Origin of the sequence: Boudabousia liubingyangii (assembly GCF_001907245.1) — a bacterium.
Classification (GTDB): Bacteria; Actinomycetota; Actinomycetes; order Actinomycetales; family Actinomycetaceae; genus Boudabousia; species Boudabousia liubingyangii.
In genome coordinates this window covers 350,093-366,496 of sequence record NZ_MQSU01000003.1, presented here as the reverse complement: position 1 = coordinate 366,496, position 16,404 = coordinate 350,093, and the positions used below count along the sequence as shown (strand labels likewise).

20 protein-coding genes are annotated in these 16,404 nt (G+C 52.5%); all 20 read right to left on the bottom strand.

Translation table 11 applies throughout. The annotated features are described in order from the left end of the window. Window positions 1–60: 60 nt before the first annotated feature. The 20 genes from BSR28_RS06340 to BSR28_RS06255 all read right to left on the bottom strand — a co-directional run bounded on the left by BSR28_RS06340 (window position 61) and on the right by BSR28_RS06255 (window position 16,400). On the bottom strand, window positions 61–747 hold the full coding sequence (locus BSR28_RS06340) for a hypothetical protein (protein ID WP_233120621.1): 687 nt from the start codon (window positions 745–747) through the stop codon (window positions 61–63). A 95-nt stretch (window positions 748–842) separates the two neighbouring features. Next, window positions 843–1,676, bottom strand: coding sequence for an ABC transporter ATP-binding protein (locus tag BSR28_RS06335; RefSeq protein WP_073713660.1), 834 nt, complete (start codon window positions 1,674–1,676; stop codon window positions 843–845). A 6-nt stretch (window positions 1,677–1,682) separates the two neighbouring features. Next, window positions 1,683–1,991, bottom strand: a complete 309-nt coding sequence (locus BSR28_RS06330) for a PLD nuclease N-terminal domain-containing protein (RefSeq protein ID WP_158020329.1) — start codon at window positions 1,989–1,991, stop codon at window positions 1,683–1,685. 28 nt (window positions 1,992–2,019) lie between these two features. Then, complete coding sequence (locus BSR28_RS06325; protein WP_073713658.1) at window positions 2,020–2,715, bottom strand: DUF5808 domain-containing protein; 696 nt, start codon at window positions 2,713–2,715, stop codon at window positions 2,020–2,022. Beyond that, window positions 2,712–3,044, bottom strand: coding sequence for a PadR family transcriptional regulator (locus BSR28_RS06320; RefSeq protein WP_073713657.1), 333 nt, complete (start codon window positions 3,042–3,044; stop codon window positions 2,712–2,714). The genes BSR28_RS06325 and BSR28_RS06320 overlap by 4 nt, the downstream gene beginning before the upstream one ends. 91 nt (window positions 3,045–3,135) lie before the next feature. Continuing rightward, window positions 3,136–4,716, bottom strand: a complete 1,581-nt coding sequence (locus BSR28_RS06315; RefSeq protein WP_073713656.1) for a recombinase family protein — start codon at window positions 4,714–4,716, stop codon at window positions 3,136–3,138. Further along, on the bottom strand, window positions 4,713–6,005 hold the full coding sequence (locus tag BSR28_RS06310) for a recombinase family protein (protein WP_071164533.1): 1,293 nt from the start codon (window positions 6,003–6,005) through the stop codon (window positions 4,713–4,715). The genes BSR28_RS06315 and BSR28_RS06310 overlap by 4 nt, the downstream gene beginning before the upstream one ends. Before the next feature lie 2 nt (window positions 6,006–6,007). After that, window positions 6,008–6,259, bottom strand: a complete 252-nt coding sequence (locus BSR28_RS06305) for a hypothetical protein (RefSeq protein WP_071164534.1) — start codon at window positions 6,257–6,259, stop codon at window positions 6,008–6,010. A gap of 659 nt (window positions 6,260–6,918) precedes the next feature. Next, complete coding sequence (locus tag BSR28_RS06295) at window positions 6,919–7,404, bottom strand: hypothetical protein (RefSeq protein WP_071164535.1); 486 nt, start codon at window positions 7,402–7,404, stop codon at window positions 6,919–6,921. A gap of 30 nt (window positions 7,405–7,434) precedes the next feature. After that, on the bottom strand, window positions 7,435–8,637 hold the full coding sequence (locus tag BSR28_RS06290) for an ABC transporter permease (protein ID WP_083379138.1): 1,203 nt from the start codon (window positions 8,635–8,637) through the stop codon (window positions 7,435–7,437). Then, window positions 8,609–9,313 carry an ABC transporter ATP-binding protein gene (locus BSR28_RS06285; RefSeq protein ID WP_071164536.1) on the bottom strand — a complete coding sequence of 235 codons (705 nt, stop codon included), beginning with the start codon at window positions 9,311–9,313 and terminating at the stop codon, window positions 8,609–8,611. Before BSR28_RS06285 ends, BSR28_RS06290 begins: the two co-directional genes overlap by 29 nt. 4 nt (window positions 9,314–9,317) lie before the next feature. Beyond that, entirely contained in the window at window positions 9,318–10,193 is an 876-nt protein-coding gene (locus BSR28_RS08970; RefSeq protein WP_071164537.1) for an efflux RND transporter periplasmic adaptor subunit, read from the bottom strand. Between the two features lie 14 nt (window positions 10,194–10,207). Next, complete coding sequence (locus BSR28_RS06280; protein ID WP_071164538.1) at window positions 10,208–10,600, bottom strand: hypothetical protein; 393 nt, start codon at window positions 10,598–10,600, stop codon at window positions 10,208–10,210. A 207-nt stretch (window positions 10,601–10,807) separates the two neighbouring features. Further along, the gene (locus tag BSR28_RS06275; protein WP_071164539.1) at window positions 10,808–11,575 is read right to left on the bottom strand and encodes an N-acetylmuramoyl-L-alanine amidase; all 768 of its coding nucleotides are present in this window, start codon (window positions 11,573–11,575) and stop codon (window positions 10,808–10,810) included. Window positions 11,576–11,604: 29 nt separating this feature from the next. Further along, window positions 11,605–11,763 carry a hypothetical protein gene (locus tag BSR28_RS09045; RefSeq protein ID WP_156982005.1) on the bottom strand — a complete coding sequence of 53 codons (159 nt, stop codon included), beginning with the start codon at window positions 11,761–11,763 and terminating at the stop codon, window positions 11,605–11,607. Further along, window positions 11,756–12,319 (bottom strand): phage holin family protein, encoded by a 564-nt coding sequence (locus BSR28_RS06270; RefSeq protein WP_071164540.1) that lies wholly within the window; start codon window positions 12,317–12,319, stop codon window positions 11,756–11,758. The genes BSR28_RS09045 and BSR28_RS06270 overlap by 8 nt, the downstream gene beginning before the upstream one ends. Window positions 12,320–12,366: 47 nt before the next feature. After that, window positions 12,367–12,501 carry a hypothetical protein gene (locus BSR28_RS09260; protein ID WP_257786286.1) on the bottom strand — a complete coding sequence of 45 codons (135 nt, stop codon included), beginning with the start codon at window positions 12,499–12,501 and terminating at the stop codon, window positions 12,367–12,369. Beyond that, window positions 12,501–12,935: a DUF1617 family protein gene (locus tag BSR28_RS06265; RefSeq protein ID WP_071164541.1), complete on the bottom strand. Its 435-nt coding sequence runs from the start codon at window positions 12,933–12,935 to the stop codon at window positions 12,501–12,503. The genes BSR28_RS09260 and BSR28_RS06265 overlap by 1 nt, the downstream gene beginning before the upstream one ends. Before the next feature lie 19 nt (window positions 12,936–12,954). Continuing rightward, window positions 12,955–15,717 (bottom strand): phage tail spike protein, encoded by a 2,763-nt coding sequence (locus tag BSR28_RS06260; RefSeq protein ID WP_071164542.1) that lies wholly within the window; start codon window positions 15,715–15,717, stop codon window positions 12,955–12,957. After that, entirely contained in the window at window positions 15,714–16,400 is a 687-nt protein-coding gene (locus BSR28_RS06255) for a hypothetical protein (RefSeq protein ID WP_071164543.1), read from the bottom strand. The genes BSR28_RS06260 and BSR28_RS06255 overlap by 4 nt, the downstream gene beginning before the upstream one ends. Window positions 16,401–16,404 lie beyond the last annotated feature (4 nt).

Sequence of the window (16,404 nt, the reverse complement as noted above, 5' to 3'; positions counted from 1 at the left end):
TTTTGGTGCTGAATTGGATGCGGCAGCTAGAAACTAACTGGGAGTAGTTACCTCGAGAGTTTAGCTAAGTTCTTTGCGGTTGAATCGATGGATACTCAGCAGAAACATCACGGATAGAAGCAGTAGTGCACTTCCCACTGGGATGAACCAGTTGTTTACTGATTGTTGCTCTGAGATTTGGTTGCTCAGTCGTGATAGCCCTAGCGGGGTGTAGGTCGCGATTTTTTCAAAGACTCCAGCGATAGAAATCAGTAGGTAGAATCCCATTCCTGCTAACAGTGGTCCACCGATCCCTTGTTTGAATGTTGCAGCGAATAGTTGGAATGCACTGATAAGCATCATTTCGAGTGCCCAGACAAGGCTTGCTAAGAACACAGGTAGATACGGTGCTCTAGGGAATATCAGCATGGTGCCAATCCAGGTAAGTGTTGCCCCAAGTACTGCGTAGACCAAACTGGCGCACCAGGTAGTGATTGTGCCGGTGGTTAGGTAGATGGAACGCTTGACGTTTTTAGTCAAGATAAAGGGAATATCACCGTTATTAGTCAGTGTCGCATAGCCAATTGCGTTGATGGTGATTAGAGCGAGCGTGATGATTTGAGCCAGGTTTTTCATCCATCCCGCATAGGCTTGCTGCCATGACGGTTCGGGCATCGTCGATGCCAGCATTTGACTCATTTCTGGTCCGGCTAGGCTTTTCATAATTTGAGGCATGTGATCGGTGACCAGCCCCTGCGTGCCCGCCATGACCAGGATGATAATGATCATGATCCAAGTGCTGGTTGAACGAAGTTGTCTAACGGCGTGATATCGCCAGATGGGTAGAACTTGTGTTGACGGCATTATTTCTCCTCCCCTTGAGTGGTGAGGTTTTCATAGAAACGCTCTAATCCTTGATGCTGAGGTTCGATGCGTGCTTGCGGGTCAATCGTCCGGATGACCTCGACTATTTGATCGGCGTGGTTCTTCCCGACACTGAGCGAAAAATGTGTTTGGGGATTATCTCCTGCCTCTAGGAGTTCCTCAATTGATCCTTGCGCTAGGAGTTTTCCTTTATGGAGCAGCCCTAGGTGAGTCGATACTTTTTCGACATCTGCCAAAATGTGTGAGGAAAACATGATGGTGGCCTGCCCTTTAAGCCCCTTAATAATGGCCAGAACATCAGCACGACCCATGGGGTCTAGTGCACTAGTTGGCTCATCGAGGATCAATAGTTTCGGGGCAGTGATGAGCGCTGCTGCTATTCCCAATCGTTGTTTCATCCCTCTTGAGAAAGCGCCAACTTTCCCGGGAGCATGCTTGAGTCCTACGAGATCGAGAAGATCACTTGCTCTTTTCGAGGCCAGATCTGAAGGTACGGCGTCGAGCTGGGCTATGGTGATGAGGGCGTCTTTGGCCCCTAGCCACGGACTGATGTTGGGCACATCTGGCAGATATGAGACCCCTTTGACTGGAGTGGGTGGCAATGTGCCACGAGGAGCGCCAAGTACAGTAGCTTGCCCACTACTTGCTGCAGCAAGGCCCAAGAGGATCCGGATTGTGGTGGTTTTTCCCGCCCCATTTGCACCCACAAACCCATAGACAGCCCCTTGAGGCACGCAAAGATTTACATCCTTTAGCACCTGATGACTGCCATAGGTTTTGCATAGGTTCGTCGTTGTCACCGCCCATTCCATGAAGGTTCACTCCCTGTACAAGTCCGAGATAACAGCCCCGGCATCTTTACCCGTGTTGTTTTTCGTTTGCTGTCGGGCTTGCTGGAAGCGATCTTGCTCGGCAATCGCACGGTGTTCTCGAGTCTGCATTACAAGGAAAACCACTGGGCCTATCAGTTGTCCCAACAGAATAATGGCTAGCCAAAGTAACCTAGGAAGTCCCGCGATACGTTCGCGTTTATCGCCTAGTAGTCGGATGAGGGCCCAGACCATCGCGATCAGTTGACAGGCGATCAGAAAACCGAGAACTACTTGGACGCTCGTAGGCAGGTTCATCAAGGAATCGATGCCATTCATGGTTCACTTACCTTTCTTCGTGTGTGTTTTGTAGTTCCGCCTCGATATTTGACAGGGCGGTTTTAACGCAGGCGATCTGTATTCCACCCGAGACAATCGGCCAAAATAATGGTGCGGCGATAGCCAGAAGTTGACGTTTCGCTGGCTGCCTAGCGGAACGAGAAGCAGCAAGCAAGGTTGCAACCGACATCGTCTGCACCCCCAATACCTCTGCACGAGCACTGATATCAACCGCCGTTTGTGACAGTGGGGCCTTTTGGGAAGTAAGTCGTGGTAACAGTGCCACAGCCGCATTGAGCAACACTGGCGGGAGCGCAGCCTTTGAACCCCTGGAAAACTTTGTCGGCATGCCGAATAGGGACCACTTGATCGCAACATTTTTCTTCTGGGCGACGAGTACCGACAGGCCAACAGTTAGCATCCCACCAATCAATGGTGCGACACTGATTGCTTTTCGAAGACTGACGGGAACGTGGTCAGCCAAATCGGGCAAGGAATCATCAGGACGAATCCACCCAGCCTTTACTGCCACTGCCCCCACGTTTAGGCTCCAACCAAGCCCATACTTGCGAGGAACTAACAAACTAGGATTTTCCGGTTCAAATCCATCCAAGAGTGCCTCAGTGTCGCCTCGCCACACATCTGACACAGGCAAACCTGCCACCCTGATGCAACCGTCATCATCCTTACCAAACCACTTCATCGCTCTGCCCCTTCTTTACTCGTCACTTGCGTCACTGCCAAAGCAAGCAAATCCCATTCCTGTTTCATCTGAATCAAACGCTCTCGCCCCAAACGAGTAAGTTTGTAGATTTTTCTAGGCGGACCAACGGGAGATTCTTCCCAAGAAGTATCAACAAGACCAGATTTACGAAGCCTAGAAAGTAGCGGATAAAGAGTTCCTGAAGAGACTTCAATACCAGCCTCTTGAGTTAGACGCTCTAAAAGCTGCCCCCCATATGAGGCGCACGAATCTAGCAGACCAAGAACAATCAGTTCTACTGCTCCCTTACGCAACTGAGATTCAGCCACCACACTCTCCTTGCCTCACCTAGTATCTTGCAATACATAATAGCATGGTCTAAGGGGTCTGCACTTCGAATACTGGCCTAAATCATCACTGTCAGCATGTGAGTGCATGAGATAGTTTCCCATCTCGGAAAGTGAATCGGATTTGCCCATCTGGTTGGGCGGTGGCGTGGTCGATGAGTGTGTGGAACAGGAGAGGTGTGAAGGTCACCTGCTCTTGTGTAAGGTCAGTGAGGCTTCGGCGGTAGAAGTCGTACCGGGTTTTACGTTCCCGGATCTCGTTGACTTGTTCTTGGAGTTGGGAGTGTTTGGCTTGCGCCTGGTCATAGGCGCAGGTGGCGGCCGCATACTTCTGGTCGTACTCCCCTGCCGTGAGGGTGGCGTTCGCTCCTTTTTCTACCAGGTCGGCTAGTGCCTGGCTTGCCGCGTTGAGAACGGCCCAGGCGATTTCGACTTCGGCTTCCAGCCCGCTGGTATCGAACAGGTCAGCGCTTACCTGCTCCACCAGTGTCAGGGGGTCTTTGCCGTTGGCGTGGAGCATGGTGGCTAGGGCGGTTTCGAAGGCTTTCTCGATCTGGTCTGTGGTGTAATGCCTGGTTGTGCAGTGGGTGTGCTGCTCATATTTCGCTGAGCAGCGCCAGATGCGTTTTTCGTTCTTCGTCCCCGCATGCCAGGTCTTAGGGGTGAAGAACGCCCCACACTGACCACAGACAATACTGTGGGATAAGACGTGTTTGCGTGAACGCCGCCCCTTGCTTTGTGCCAGTTGGGTTTGGACGAAGTCCCATACGAGCGGGTCGATAATCGCCTCATGTGAACCAGTCACATAGTACTGGGGAACTTCACCGTTATTCTTCACCAGTTCCTTGGTTAAGAAATCCTTGGTATAGGTCTTTTGTAGTAGCGCGTCACCCTTGTAGCGTTCGTTAGTCAAGATGGAGCGCACAGCGGTGCGTGACCACTGGGTTTTACCTCGGGCAGTCAGCCTGCCCCGCTCGGTAAGTATCCGGGCGATCTCACGTAGGGATTTTCCTTCCAGGAACAGTGAGTAGATTTCACGCACCGTTTTGGCTTGTTCCTCGTTGATAACCGGCTGACCATCCTCACCACGGTCATATCCCAAGAAGGACCCAAACGGCATCGTCACCTTCCCATCGGCAAAGCGTTTCCTATGCCCCCAAGTCACGTTCTCGCTAATGGAGCGGGCTTCTTCCTGAGCTAGGGAGGACATGATGGTGATGAGCAGTTCACCCTTGGAATCCAGAGTCCAAATATTCTCACGCTGAAAGTAGACCTCAACGCCTTTGTCTTTGAGCTTGCGCACGGTGGTCAGGGAGTCGACGGTGTTACGGGCGAAGCGTGAGACGCTCTTGGTGACAATCAGGTCAATCTTGCCCGCCAGGGCGTCAGCAACCATGGTTTGAAAGCCTGCACGTTTCGCTGTGGAGGTGCCGGTGATGCCTTCATCGGTGTAGACCTTGACCAGTTCCCAGCCCGGATGGTCGGTGATATAGGTGGTGTAGTAATCCACCTGCGCCTGATAACTCGAGACCTGGTCTTCATTATCGGTTGACACACGCGCATACCCCGCCACCCGCTTCAAAGCGGTAGCACTCAAGGGTTTGCCAGTGTGCAGGGCGCGCGTGGCAGGAATCTTGGTAACAGTCGGACTCACTTAAACACCCCTCCATCAGGTGTCGTGTTTTCTTCTTTGTGGTTTTCGGCTAGTTGTTTGGCTTGGGCGAGGCTCACCTGTACGGTCGTGCCGCTTTGTAGGTGGAAGTGCAGCGTTGCAGTCTGGGTATCAACCGTGATGTGTTGGATCTGTTCCCACACCACCCCCTCACTAAAGGTTTCAATCTGGAGGGCGTGAATGGTAGCGGCATGCAGGTGGGCCTCACGGATGGTGGGAGCCTTACAAGGGTTACCTTTCCCCAGGCAGGCGGACCAGCATTTCCACACTTTGTACGAGCCGCCCTGGGTGTACTTGGTTTTACGGTGAAACGCTTTGCCGCACTCGCCACAAATCACCCTCCCGGTAAAGCAACCGGTGTTGAGGGATGGGACTGCGCCTTTACCCAGGGTGCGCCGACGCTGAATCTCAGCCTGCACTGCCTTGAAAGTATCCCGGTCGATGATGGGCGGGTGCGTGTCTTTAGCGTAATACTTGGGGAGTTCGCCTTTGTTAGTGCGCTGGGGGCCACGGATGCCGTCGAGGTAGTGTTTTTGCATGAGCGTATCGCCCATGTAGCGTTCGTTTTCGAGCATCCGGCGGATGACCATCGCATCAATCTTTTTCCCTCGTTTGCCCCGTATGCCCTCACGGTAGAGCTGGTCGGCTAGTTTGTCTGGGGAGATACCTTCAAGGTAGGAGGTAAAGACCCGCCGCACGATGGGTGCCTCGCGCGGATTGATATGGAACTGGGTGCCATCCCAGTCATACCCGTACAAGTAGTGGCTATTAGGCTTACCCTGCTCATAGTTACGACGGATCGACCACTTGACCGCCTCACTATTAGCCTCAGACTCACCCTGGGCGAAAGACGCCAGGAGGGTTAGGAGTAGTTCCCCGTCGGTAGTGGCCGTGGAAATGTTTTCGCGTTCGAACCGAACTTCCACCCCCAAAGCGCTCAGTTCACGGCAGGTCGCCAGCACGTCCACCGTATTACGCCCCAGACGCGAGATCGACTTGGTCAAAACCAGATCAACCTCACCAGCTCTACAAGCGGCCATCAGGTCCTGGAAGCCGTCACGGTTTTGGTTAGTACCACTTTTACCGTTATCGACAAAGACCCCAACGTAGTGCCAGGTCGGGGTGGATTCAATCAGGTGCATGTAATACGAGACCTGGGCGGCCAGCGAATGCGGGGAACGCTCGTTCAGTGCGCTGATACGCGCATAAGCCGCCACCCGCACCCGGCGCGGAGTTTGAAGGGGTGGGCGGATGCGTTCAATACGGGCCATCATTACGCTCCTTTCACGTGTTGTTCTGGTGTATCCATGTGGCTTAATAACTCACTTGAAACCCCAAATAAGTCCAGTGCAGTGCCGGCATGAAAAGAGGCAATAAAAGCCCCCGGGATCGCCTCGTCTACACGCTCCTTCACGGCCAGCAGATCCGCAGGCGTCAGTGCCCCCAGGGCGTGAAGCGCAACGAGGTGATGCCACACTGTTTGGTAGTGCGCCTCTGCCAAAGCCTCTGGCATGGCGGCGCTCATGAGGCCACCTCAACGAAACGGTGACGGATATAGCAGGCGTGCGAACAGTACTTACGCGCCCTCCTGCCATAAACCCGGCAGCGACTGCCGCACCCCAGGCAGGTGAACTTACGCCACGCACCGCCACGAGTCTGTGCTTGGTGGGTGCGCCACCACGCCTGGCGGTGAGATGGGCAGCAAAACAACGCCCCCGCACGCATCCCTTCAAGAGGAGCCGCGCAATAACGGCAATAGGCCCCTAACAACACCAGGTTCTTATCCACCTCAAGGTCGGGATAAGCCCGCCGGCAATAGCCACGTACCAGCTCCGCGTCCAAGCCCAGGCATTGTGCAACGCGCACATACGAACCACCCGCACCAGCCAAAACGTCGATATGAGCCTTATCAGCCGACGTGAGTTTGCGTTTCACACCTTCCCTCATCAGTGCTGCCCTCCAGTGCCAAAATTCAATGAATGTTCACCACTTGGCGACGGCACACAGCAGGTGTTAACCACCCACCCACAAGGCACACAAAAAGCGCCCCCACCCAGCCACATAAAAGTGACGAGATGGGGGACTAAAAGATAGTATGAGGGCCGATTTTAGAAAGCAAAGTGAATCTCAAATAAACTTAGCGAAGATACATACGTCTATGCTTGATACCCTCTAGTTTTGCTCTCAGGGGCAATTGACCTCTACGTTTTCTTGAAATCCAGAGGGGTCACCCATTTTTGCTCTATTGAGATAATCTGCGAAAACTCTACGAGTCGCATCATCTGCACGCTGTGGACTCATGTATCCCATCTGGGGAACTTTTTCAAGCTGTTTTAATGCGTTGTTGGCTCTCCCCTTATCTGTTGTATAGGTTTTCAACCATTCTTTTTCCCACGCGCATTCAAAGTACAAAGATGCACGACTGTCGCCGTATCCACTTTGATAAGCTCCTCCCTTTTCTTCACCTTCCATTTTATTGGGCGCGATATAACCTTGAGGCCATTCGAGATTTTTAACCGAGTCTTGATACTCTTTTTGGATCTGATCATAACTAAGAATCTTACGTTCTGATGAAGTCGACTGATCGGATAATTCAGAACTGCATCCACTCGTTCCCAGAATGACGGCAGTGGAAGTAGCTAGGGCAAGAAATATCTTTATGTATTTCATTTTGCAACCTTTCGAAGTGATTAGATAGTTTTATCTTAATGCCAATGCTGGTTCTAGTCGCGCCGCCTTTATCGCAGGAAGTATGCTTCCGAGAATTGCCGTTATTGTCGCTGCCAAAACCGCATAGACCGCTGCCGCATAGGGATACAAGGGAGGGTCGATAGGTGAGCCAACTGGCAGCACAAAAGGGATCAATTGGATGAGTAATATTGAGAATATCACTGCAATTAGCGACACGACCACGGCAAGCAAAATCGATGATCCTAATACCAGCCACGCGACTGAACTTCGACTTGCCCCTAATGCACGTCGAATTAGCAATTCATGTGATCGCTGTTCTAAAGTTGATAAGCCAATATTAATAAGACCAATCATTGAGACTATTAGCAAAAGCAATGCTGTGCTGAAAAATGACATCTGAATAACATACAAAACACTGGCATATGATTGCCCCGAATCCACCCTAGAAATCTCATCTGCCTTGCCACCTATAGAGTCCGATAGTTTGTCATTCAAGAATGAGACTTTTTCTTCTTTAGAAGTGCTATTTGAAGTATCATGCCAAAGAACACTCCCGCTATCCGTTTCTAACAAATGGGGTATTAAAGAACTTATGCCAGCTATATTAAGATATATTCGAGCATCTGGGACACCATCGTTTACAACGCCTACTACGGGAATTGGCGTAGGATTCAGCGAGTTTTTATTCGCAACAAACGCAAATTGTCGATACGGGAAAACCTCATTTGCAGACTGATTAACAACAGCCTCCAAGCGGGGAAAGACATTCTCATTTTCTAACCATCGTCCTTTTAACAATGGCAGCCTGTAAATGTAATTATATTTACTTGAAATATAAATAGGGTCCACGTTACGAGGCGAAGACATGATTTCCCTAATTTCTTGTTGATTTGGAGCTGCTTTCGTCCCAACACCAAAAGTCAACGCTTGTTTCGGGTTTAAAACTAAAGCCAAATTAGCTTCAGGAACGTCAATACTATTTAGGAATCGTGCTAACAATTGTGGATTCGCTAAACCTCTAGCAGTAATCGAAACCCGGTATGTAGGGTCCCTACCATAGAGTTGCTCAGTGGTTCCCAATAAATAGGAACGTCCAATCGTACCAACCAGCACTGAACAAATTATCGCGACAATACCAATGAACATCGACAACCCTGTCAATGTTGTACGCATCGGAGCTACTTTAAGATCTTTCCATAACATCCGCAGCATGCATTATCCTTCCCTGAGACATAACAAAGGTATGGTCACATGTCGTAGCTAGTTCGGAATCATGCGTTACCAGCAGAAGCGTGGTCTGCATTTGTGAAACTAATTTATGTAATATAGCCATTACTTGCGTACTTGTAGATGTATCTAGCGCACCTGTAGGCTCATCACAAATTAACAGTTTTGGACTAGTAACTAACGCTCTCGCAATTGCCACCCGTTGTTGCTCACCTCCAGATAACTTGCCTGGAAATTCATGCGCACGGGCATTAAGGCCAACTTGCATTAAAGCATGATTTATCAATCGTTTTCGAATCCTAGGTGTAGGGCGATCGGGAAGATACATCAATGCCAGCTCAACATTCTCAAAAACGTTTAAATGCCTAATCAAAGAATAATTCTGAAAAACAAACCCTATGCTTTCAGCCCTCAGTTCTGATAAATTACGGTCTTTTAGTGTCGCAACATCAGTGCCTTGATAAATAAACCTTCCAGTATAGGCAGCGTTAAGGAGACCAACGATAGACGCCAAAGATGTTTTACCCGAACCAGACTTACCTACTAAAGCATAGCTTTTACCAACCTCAAGCTCGAGCGACACACTGTCAACGGTTCGTAGTATTTGACCGTTGCCTAGCTCAACTTCTGCCGATACGTTTGTTAACGACACTAACGACATATTTCTACTCTCGCGGATCTAGATTTGGGGCAATTGCGCTTATTTTTTCTCCTTCTTTCAACCCTGAGGTAATCTCAATAAAAGCTCCGTCATTAACCCCCAAACCTACTTCCACAGCTTCAGCTTTCCCCGTACTAATTAAAGTAACTTTCCCTTTAAAGGCGCGGCCTGCAACGGCGCTTATAGGCACAGCTAGAACGTTATTACGTTTAACACCATGAAGAACTAATGTAGCTTGCTGGCCAGTACGAACGGGTACAGACTTATCAATTAAACACAAAAAGCCACCAGGGTTACTTATGGAGTTGCCATTTTCGGATATAGCACCACTCTCCGATCCGTTCCCCTCAGAATTTTGAGCTAACACCAAAGCTCCGCATTCTGATGGCCCTAGTCCATTTTGAATTTGAAACGACCCCTGGACACCAGAGGCTTCTCCTAGGCCAGATGCAGATTCATCTTGAAACGCCAACGAGAACCCCTCATATCTAAGTTCAACTACCGGGAATCGACTTGGTAAATCTGTAGAAGCATCTGAAATCTTGACAACTTTTGCATCTACGGGTGAGACTAACTGAACATCACTATTCAAAGCTAATACATCACCTTTTTTGACTATAGAACCCACCGGCACCTTGGGAACAAAAGATCCTTGTTTACTCGTTTCAACAATAAAATTTGAAACCGACTCTACAGACGAATGGGTGGAATACGTTGCAACAAGATCTTTTTTCTCTACAGTTAGCACAGCACTCTTGCTAACATCTCGACTGGAGTTTTCTGCAAGTTCCCCACTTGTGGTGTCGGCACCGCAACCACTGATTACGAGTGCCGACACCAGCAAGCAGAAAGCAAGCTTACTTAGCTTTGCAACTTTCACTGCACTAAACCCAATCAGTAAGTGAGATCTCCGCCCCAGTTGATGTCACACCACCAGCTGCAGGCCTTCATTCTTCCCTGGAAAGCGAAACGAGTATTCTTCTTAACCCTATCCCAGGATTTCGCACCAACCGCATTCCACTGCAAGGTATCGGTGAATTGCGGTCCACCAGATACCTTCATATTACGCAACCCAAGCCGAAGATGCCCTGACGGCATGTCGTTAATGCTGAGACTGATAGGACCATCATAGGTGTGCGTACGAGTGTAATCGTATTTCACAAGGGAACCCGACTTGTTCAGCTGTCCACCGACATACGAGTTGTCAGCGTACGCAAGCCCGGTTCCACCAATCGCAAGCAGCAAGGCGGTAGTACCTGCCACAATTGGCATTCGTAACTTTTTCATGTTTCCCTCCATCATTGGCTGAAAATAGTGTGTAGAAAGATAACTTCCCACGTGCTTAGTGTAGCACAAATCACCCGCATGTGTCTACAGTTACACATTTCTTTCTAAATTACTATTTTATTTATAAATACAACACAAAAAAGCGCCCCCACCCAACCCCAGAGGGGTTAGATGAGGGCGCATGAATAGGGTTGAAGCCCGGCTGTTTTAGTAGCCGAGCTTCCGATTCACTAGGGCTTGAACAGCCTTGTAGTTGGCTCCGAGGCGTCGTTTGCGTTCGTCTCCGTTGCCGTAGTCGCCTCGGATGACCGCATCGGCTAAAGCATTCAGGTTAGGCCCAGTGGAGGCGGGCGCTGTGCCGTAGCCTAGGCGCTGGTTCACAATCGCCTGCACCGCCGAATACTTGGAGCCCAGGCGGCGCTTGCGTTCCTCGCCATTGCCGTAGTCGCCGCGTAGTACCGCGTCTGCTAGGGCGTTGAGGTCACCAGAAGGAGCAGTTGCGGTGGTGGCGGGTTTGGCGTTGCCGCTACCTCCACTGAGCCAGGGTGCGAGTACACGTGTGGGTGGGTAGTAGCGTCCTGGGCAGTCCGTGGACGTGCAGTCCTTGTGGCCCAGGATGGTCAGTGGCCCATGCTTGGCTTGCAGGTCTCGAATCAGCTCAGCCACGGTGGCTTTGTCGGCGTCGGAGCAGCGGGGGTTGCATTCGATACCGATGGACTCAAGGTTCTTCACCCAGTTACCCGCATGATAGGCAGTGTCCCCGTCCGCAACCAGTTGTGCGACGCGTCCGGCCTCAGCCACGTAGTGGGCACTGGTGTTGTTGCCGCCGCGTTCGAACCAGCGGATAGTGCCCTCAAAGGTGGGGTGTTTGGCGGGGTCATCCCAGTGATGCACCACAATGTATTTGATGCGGTGGCCTTGGCGGCCTGTCGTGAATGCGGTGGCGTCGTGGGAATGGTCAATCGTGTAAGACATGAGAATCTCCTTAGGTAGTGGATTGGTTTTTAGGGTTGGACGATCACGTGCAACCAGACGAGCACGGTCAGTAGCGGGGTGATGACCTGGTCCCATACCCACCAGCCCACCCCCACCACAGCAGCGAACGAACCGGTGGTTGCCAAAGCAGTGAGGATGGGCGTGAGGTGAGAGTGGGGTTTAGTCACCTCCACCACCTGCCTCGTCATCTGGTGTGGATTTGGTGGTGTGGGTCAGGGGTTTGCGCACCTCACTGATAGGCACCTCAGGCTTAGGAATGCGCGGGCGCGGCACCACCGACAGGTCCTGATCTGCCCGGGCATGGCGTCCATGAGCGCTATTGCTTTCAGGATCGTGGTCGGTGAGAGTGGCCAGAGCCTGCTGGAACTTGGGTGGTACTGGCAGGCCGAGGACTGTGGCGTTTTCAATCAGGGAGATGCCTTCGTTGGCGATGTAGAAGAAGATCACCGCACCGCGAAGCACCCCCACCCCACCAAGCACATGGGTATCCATCAACTGGGCTAGGGCAACGAAGGCGAGGATGAGCATCTTGCCAAACAGCCCCTTAAACCCAACCGCGCTAGAAAGGCGGCGGGTGGCGATGGCTGCCATCACGCCGGAGATGTAGTCGGCAGTGATGAACGCGAGCAGGGTGTAGAGCAGAGCATCGGGAGTGCCAAACACCCAACCAGCCCCCGCCCCGATGGCAGTGGCGATGGTGCGTAGATAGTGGTCTAGTGGCATGAGAAATCAGTTCCTTCCAAGAAATGGGTAAGCGAAAGCCCCGAGGCTTATTTGCCGTCGGGGCTTGGTGGGATTGTCAGGGTGTGGGTTTCGGGCTCCACCAGAGGCGGTGGAGGCTCTGCCTGCTGTGGCGTTAGTGGCTGAGCGACCACAGGCTCTGGCGGGGTGGGATCAATATCCATCAGGCACCCTCCTTGACAGTGGCTTGCTCGAGCGCGTCGCAGAGCAGGTCATAGGCGGTGGCATCAGGTCCTTTGAAGGTTCCCGGGTAATCTGCCAGTGCTTTGGCCAAGACCCGGTATTGCTCCTCATACAAGGACGGGACAGCAACCGTCTCGTTCATCAGCGCCCCATGTTCGCCTGCGAACTCGCTGGACTGACTGGGGTCTTTGAGGGTGAAGCCGCCGGCCTCATCCAGGACAATCTCGCCAGTTTCGTCGAGGGTGGCGTATTGGCGGGCTAGCTCCACCTCACTAGCACCCAAAGCTTCAAGGTGGGTAAGCAAGGCAGTGTGGAGTTTAGTTCTAGCCCGTGATGCCGCTCCAGCAAGCTCTAGCCCATCAAGCAGGCCGGTAACGGCAGGGAGGGTGTGGTTGGGGATTTTCAGTGTTGGCATGGATGCTCCTTTAGGTTGGTTAGCTGAGGTTGGTGGATATAGTGGATAGGCCGGTGTTTGGGTAGGAGGTCCAAGAAACATTGGATCCCCCGATACGGTGAATCTCTTGGACCCAACCTTTGTTGAAGTAGCCGATCAAACTGTTGACGCGGCTGATGACTTCGGTGAGGCGTTTGGTTATTTGGGTGACCGAGTAGATGTAGTTGTCGCTGACCAAAAACAAGGCTCCGCTGGAGAAGGCAACTTGGGAGCGAGTGTTCTCGCTACACCAAGCCGGCAAGAGAGTGCGGTTAATCGAGGAGTCAACCAACTTGATGCCACGCTTGGTTGTTGTCATCACCTTGTTGCCACCCAGGTGCAAATCCACACCCAAATGCAAACCCCTAGAGCCCATCACTGAGCCTTTCGGGTCAAGGGTGAGGAGCACGAAGTGGTCATTAGAGCCAGCCCCATACGTCCAAGCCGCATAGGAGGCATCCTTAGAGAGCATGGTGTTCAGGCCCTTAACATGCTCGGGCTGGTTTTTGAACCCGGCCTCGCCCATCTGCCCAATGTACTTCGACCCGTAGTAAAACTGCAAACCCAAACTGGAGACTTTGCCCGTCAGGGTATTGCCGTCATACCAGCGGATCTCCGTAGGGCTAATACGGATTGAAGATGACCATCCGGCTAGGCCAACTTGGATGGCATTCGTTGCGAGCTTGTCAGCCGTAATACTCCTGGCCCCAATCCGGCCCGCAGACAGCGTGCCGGTGGTGATCTTGCCAGCATCCAAGGAAGCGATCTTCGCGCTCGTGATCGCGGCATCCTTGATCATGGCGTTGGTGATGAACCCATTACGGATGGTGAGCTTCTCCGATGTGATACTGCCGGTTCTAATCCGAGCAGCGTCGAGGTAGCCTGTGCGGATTTTGCCCGCATCCAGGAAGGCGATTTTCGCGCTGTCGATCGAAGCGTCTTTGATCATCGCCCCCGTGATTACTGCCTGGTCAATGGTGGTTTGACCGGTGATGTGAACCTTGGCCCCGTCGATGAGGATGCCCTCACGCGAGATGTTGATTTGGTTGATGACCTTCTCTTTTTCCACCCTTAGGTTCACAGCATCAGAAAGTTGGGTGATAGAAGATCTGGCCCCTTGGATGAGGCTGCCGACTACTACCTGGTAGTCCTCTAAGTGCTGGGCGTTCTCGGCTGCTTTATCAACTGCTTCTTGAGCTTTAACAGTAGCGAGTTTTGTTTCTCTTGCTACTTGCCGCACACGAGCTTTAGCTTCACTACCAGACTTAGCTGCCTCATCAGCCACCCCCTTTACCTGGGAAACCACTACTTCAGCCTCATCAAGACGCCACTTAGCTCCCTCCCACGTCAAATCCGTCGAGATGGGATACCAGTCGTAACGATTGTTTACCTGTTTGTAGATCCAAATCTCCTGCTTCTCACCATTCGTCTTAAACCACACGTCACCCGGGCGCGGATCCTTAGGGATATCGGTGCCGTAGTGGTTACGGTTTTTACCATTCGCCGCCACCAACGCACTATCGGCTTTCCCACCAGCAGCACTAGCCGCATCAAAGGCCTGGTCCGCCCGCGCCATAGCATTACCCGCCACGGTGCCAATAGCCCCGGCCTGGGCAGAGGCATCAAGGGCCGCACCCATCGCGCCAGAAGCAAGGTTGACCGCGCGGGCGGATTGGCTTGTGATTCGCGGGGTGAAGGAACCCAGCGTCACCTGCGCATATCCGTTGGTGAGGGGGTTGTATTGGTAGGCCACCACCCGCGCCGACACATCCACACCAGCATCCAGGTCCTTGACCGTGACCACGTCACCGATTGCCACACTCTCCAAAGCACGCAAATGCTGATATTCTCGTGTAGAAGCGAGGTCAACTAGGTTCACTGTCCAGGTTCGGGTTGGCTCATCAACGCGGTGGAGGGTGAACTGTTCCTTGGCTGCCCGTCGTAGTGCTGTTTCGGCCTGTTTTGGTGGTAGTGCGTCCTCAGCGGTGGCTCCGTTTGGGGTGGCGGTGGATTTGATGTGATCAAACTTCACCACCGCAATACGGGGGTGAGGGTATTGGCCAAGTTTTCTCGAGTCGACCCATTTCTCCGGAAGCATCAGGCCATCAAACCCCACCGGCACGATGCGGGTGACCACGGTTGAGTAGTCCACTGACGCGGTCATGGACAGCAGGTTCTTACCTGCCCGGATTTGCACCCCGTTATCCGCCCCGCGCCTGGCAACTAAAGAGAGGTGGGTGTTGTTGCGGATCAGCTCCCCACCCCAGCGGTTCACGATCCCGTTATCAAGGTCGGGGTCCATCAGGACTGATGCCACAGACACCCTAACGAGGCGGGCTGAGGCACGAGTACTCAGGTTGCTGGTTGCGGTAAAGGGGTGCTTGAACTGCGCCCCAGCAAGGACGCGGTTCAAAGCACCGTTGGCGTCTTCGTTTATGAGGTTGGTATCCATCAAAAGGTTTGCAGCCAAGTCATAGAACACATGCTGCGCCGTCACATGCACCTGGTGATGCTCGCTGGTCTGGAGGTGGTGGATGCGGAAAAACTGGCCCCCAAGTACTGGTGCTGGGCAGCGCACCAAGTTCCCCACCTGCAAGGATGAGGATCCTTTGGCTGTGAGTGGGTAGTCGAACTCCAGGCAGAAAGCGCCACCGAGTTCTTCAGTCACAATCGGGTTGATGATCTGGGCGTCCAATACTGCTAGGCCGTTGTCTGTCGTGACATCTGTCTTGGGGATCGCGTTTGCGGGGTGTGTGGTGATCATTGGTTCCTCCAGCCAGGCTCGATGACGAGCCGCTCAATACCGGCATCGATAACAACCTTGTTCAATCCAGGAGACAGGTACGGGAAACCACCTCGCATGTACTGGTTTTGCGCCACCAGTCCCTTCCGACACTCCATGAGAGAACTGTCGACAGTCAGGGAGTCAGCGTGGATGGTCAAATCAACGCGCGTCGTTCCCATCACGAAAAACACCGAACCAGACCCATAAACCGTCACAACGGGCCTGGAGTAAACATTCCCTGGATTGATGATCGTCCCAGTCTTGGTCAATGTCACCGGAGCGACCCCCGCCAAGTAAGCAAATGGGTCACAGGTGAGGGTGGCTTGGAACTGACCCATCAAAGGCGAAAGTCGGGTTAACTCACTCAGGGTGGCATTTTTGATCTGGTAGAAGACGGTGGGGTCGTGGCGGAAAGCAATCCGCTTCGCGTTCGACAACGCGGTGATGGCTTTGCGCCACGCCCCCATCACATCACCAGAGCGGATGATCAGGTCGAGGGTGATAACCCGATCATTCCACCCTTGCTCGCGGGTCAACGTGCCTTCGCGCCCTGGCACCACAATCTGCTCCACCACCCGCACCGCCGGACTCATCTTCACCGGAGCCGCCAGGTGGAGGCCTAGGTCGCGTCTGGCATGGATGGTTCCATCCAACGTGAACATGCCC

What these genes read in the sequence shown, in the direction of transcription:
- BSR28_RS06340 (WP_233120621.1), bottom strand. Translation starts at nt 747, where the DNA reads ATGGCGGGCACGCAGGGGCTGGTCACCGATCACATGCCTCAAATTATG.
- BSR28_RS06335 (WP_073713660.1), bottom strand. Translation starts at nt 1,676, where the DNA reads ATGGAATGGGCGGTGACAACGACGAACCTATGCAAAACCTATGGCAGT.
- BSR28_RS06330 (WP_158020329.1), bottom strand. Translation starts at nt 1,991, where the DNA reads ATGAACCTGCCTACGAGCGTCCAAGTAGTTCTCGGTTTTCTGATCGCC.
- BSR28_RS06325 (WP_073713658.1), bottom strand. Translation starts at nt 2,715, where the DNA reads ATGAAGTGGTTTGGTAAGGATGATGACGGTTGCATCAGGGTGGCAGGT.
- BSR28_RS06310 (WP_071164533.1), bottom strand. Translation starts at nt 6,005, where the DNA reads ATGGCCCGTATTGAACGCATCCGCCCACCCCTTCAAACTCCGCGCCGG.
- BSR28_RS06305 (WP_071164534.1), bottom strand. Translation starts at nt 6,259, where the DNA reads ATGAGCGCCGCCATGCCAGAGGCTTTGGCAGAGGCGCACTACCAAACA.
- BSR28_RS06295 (WP_071164535.1), bottom strand. Translation starts at nt 7,404, where the DNA reads ATGAAATACATAAAGATATTTCTTGCCCTAGCTACTTCCACTGCCGTC.
- BSR28_RS06290 (WP_083379138.1), bottom strand. Translation starts at nt 8,637, where the DNA reads ATGCTGCGGATGTTATGGAAAGATCTTAAAGTAGCTCCGATGCGTACA.
- BSR28_RS06285 (WP_071164536.1), bottom strand. Translation starts at nt 9,313, where the DNA reads ATGTCGTTAGTGTCGTTAACAAACGTATCGGCAGAAGTTGAGCTAGGC.
- BSR28_RS06280 (WP_071164538.1), bottom strand. Translation starts at nt 10,600, where the DNA reads ATGAAAAAGTTACGAATGCCAATTGTGGCAGGTACTACCGCCTTGCTG.
- BSR28_RS06275 (WP_071164539.1), bottom strand. Translation starts at nt 11,575, where the DNA reads ATGTCTTACACGATTGACCATTCCCACGACGCCACCGCATTCACGACA.
- BSR28_RS06270 (WP_071164540.1), bottom strand. Translation starts at nt 12,319, where the DNA reads ATGCCACTAGACCACTATCTACGCACCATCGCCACTGCCATCGGGGCG.
- BSR28_RS09260 (WP_257786286.1), bottom strand. Translation starts at nt 12,501, where the DNA reads ATGGATATTGATCCCACCCCGCCAGAGCCTGTGGTCGCTCAGCCACTA.
- BSR28_RS06265 (WP_071164541.1), bottom strand. Translation starts at nt 12,935, where the DNA reads ATGCCAACACTGAAAATCCCCAACCACACCCTCCCTGCCGTTACCGGC.
- BSR28_RS06260 (WP_071164542.1), bottom strand. Translation starts at nt 15,717, where the DNA reads ATGATCACCACACACCCCGCAAACGCGATCCCCAAGACAGATGTCACG.
- BSR28_RS06255 (WP_071164543.1), bottom strand. Translation starts at nt 16,400, where the DNA reads ATGTTCACGTTGGATGGAACCATCCATGCCAGACGCGACCTAGGCCTC.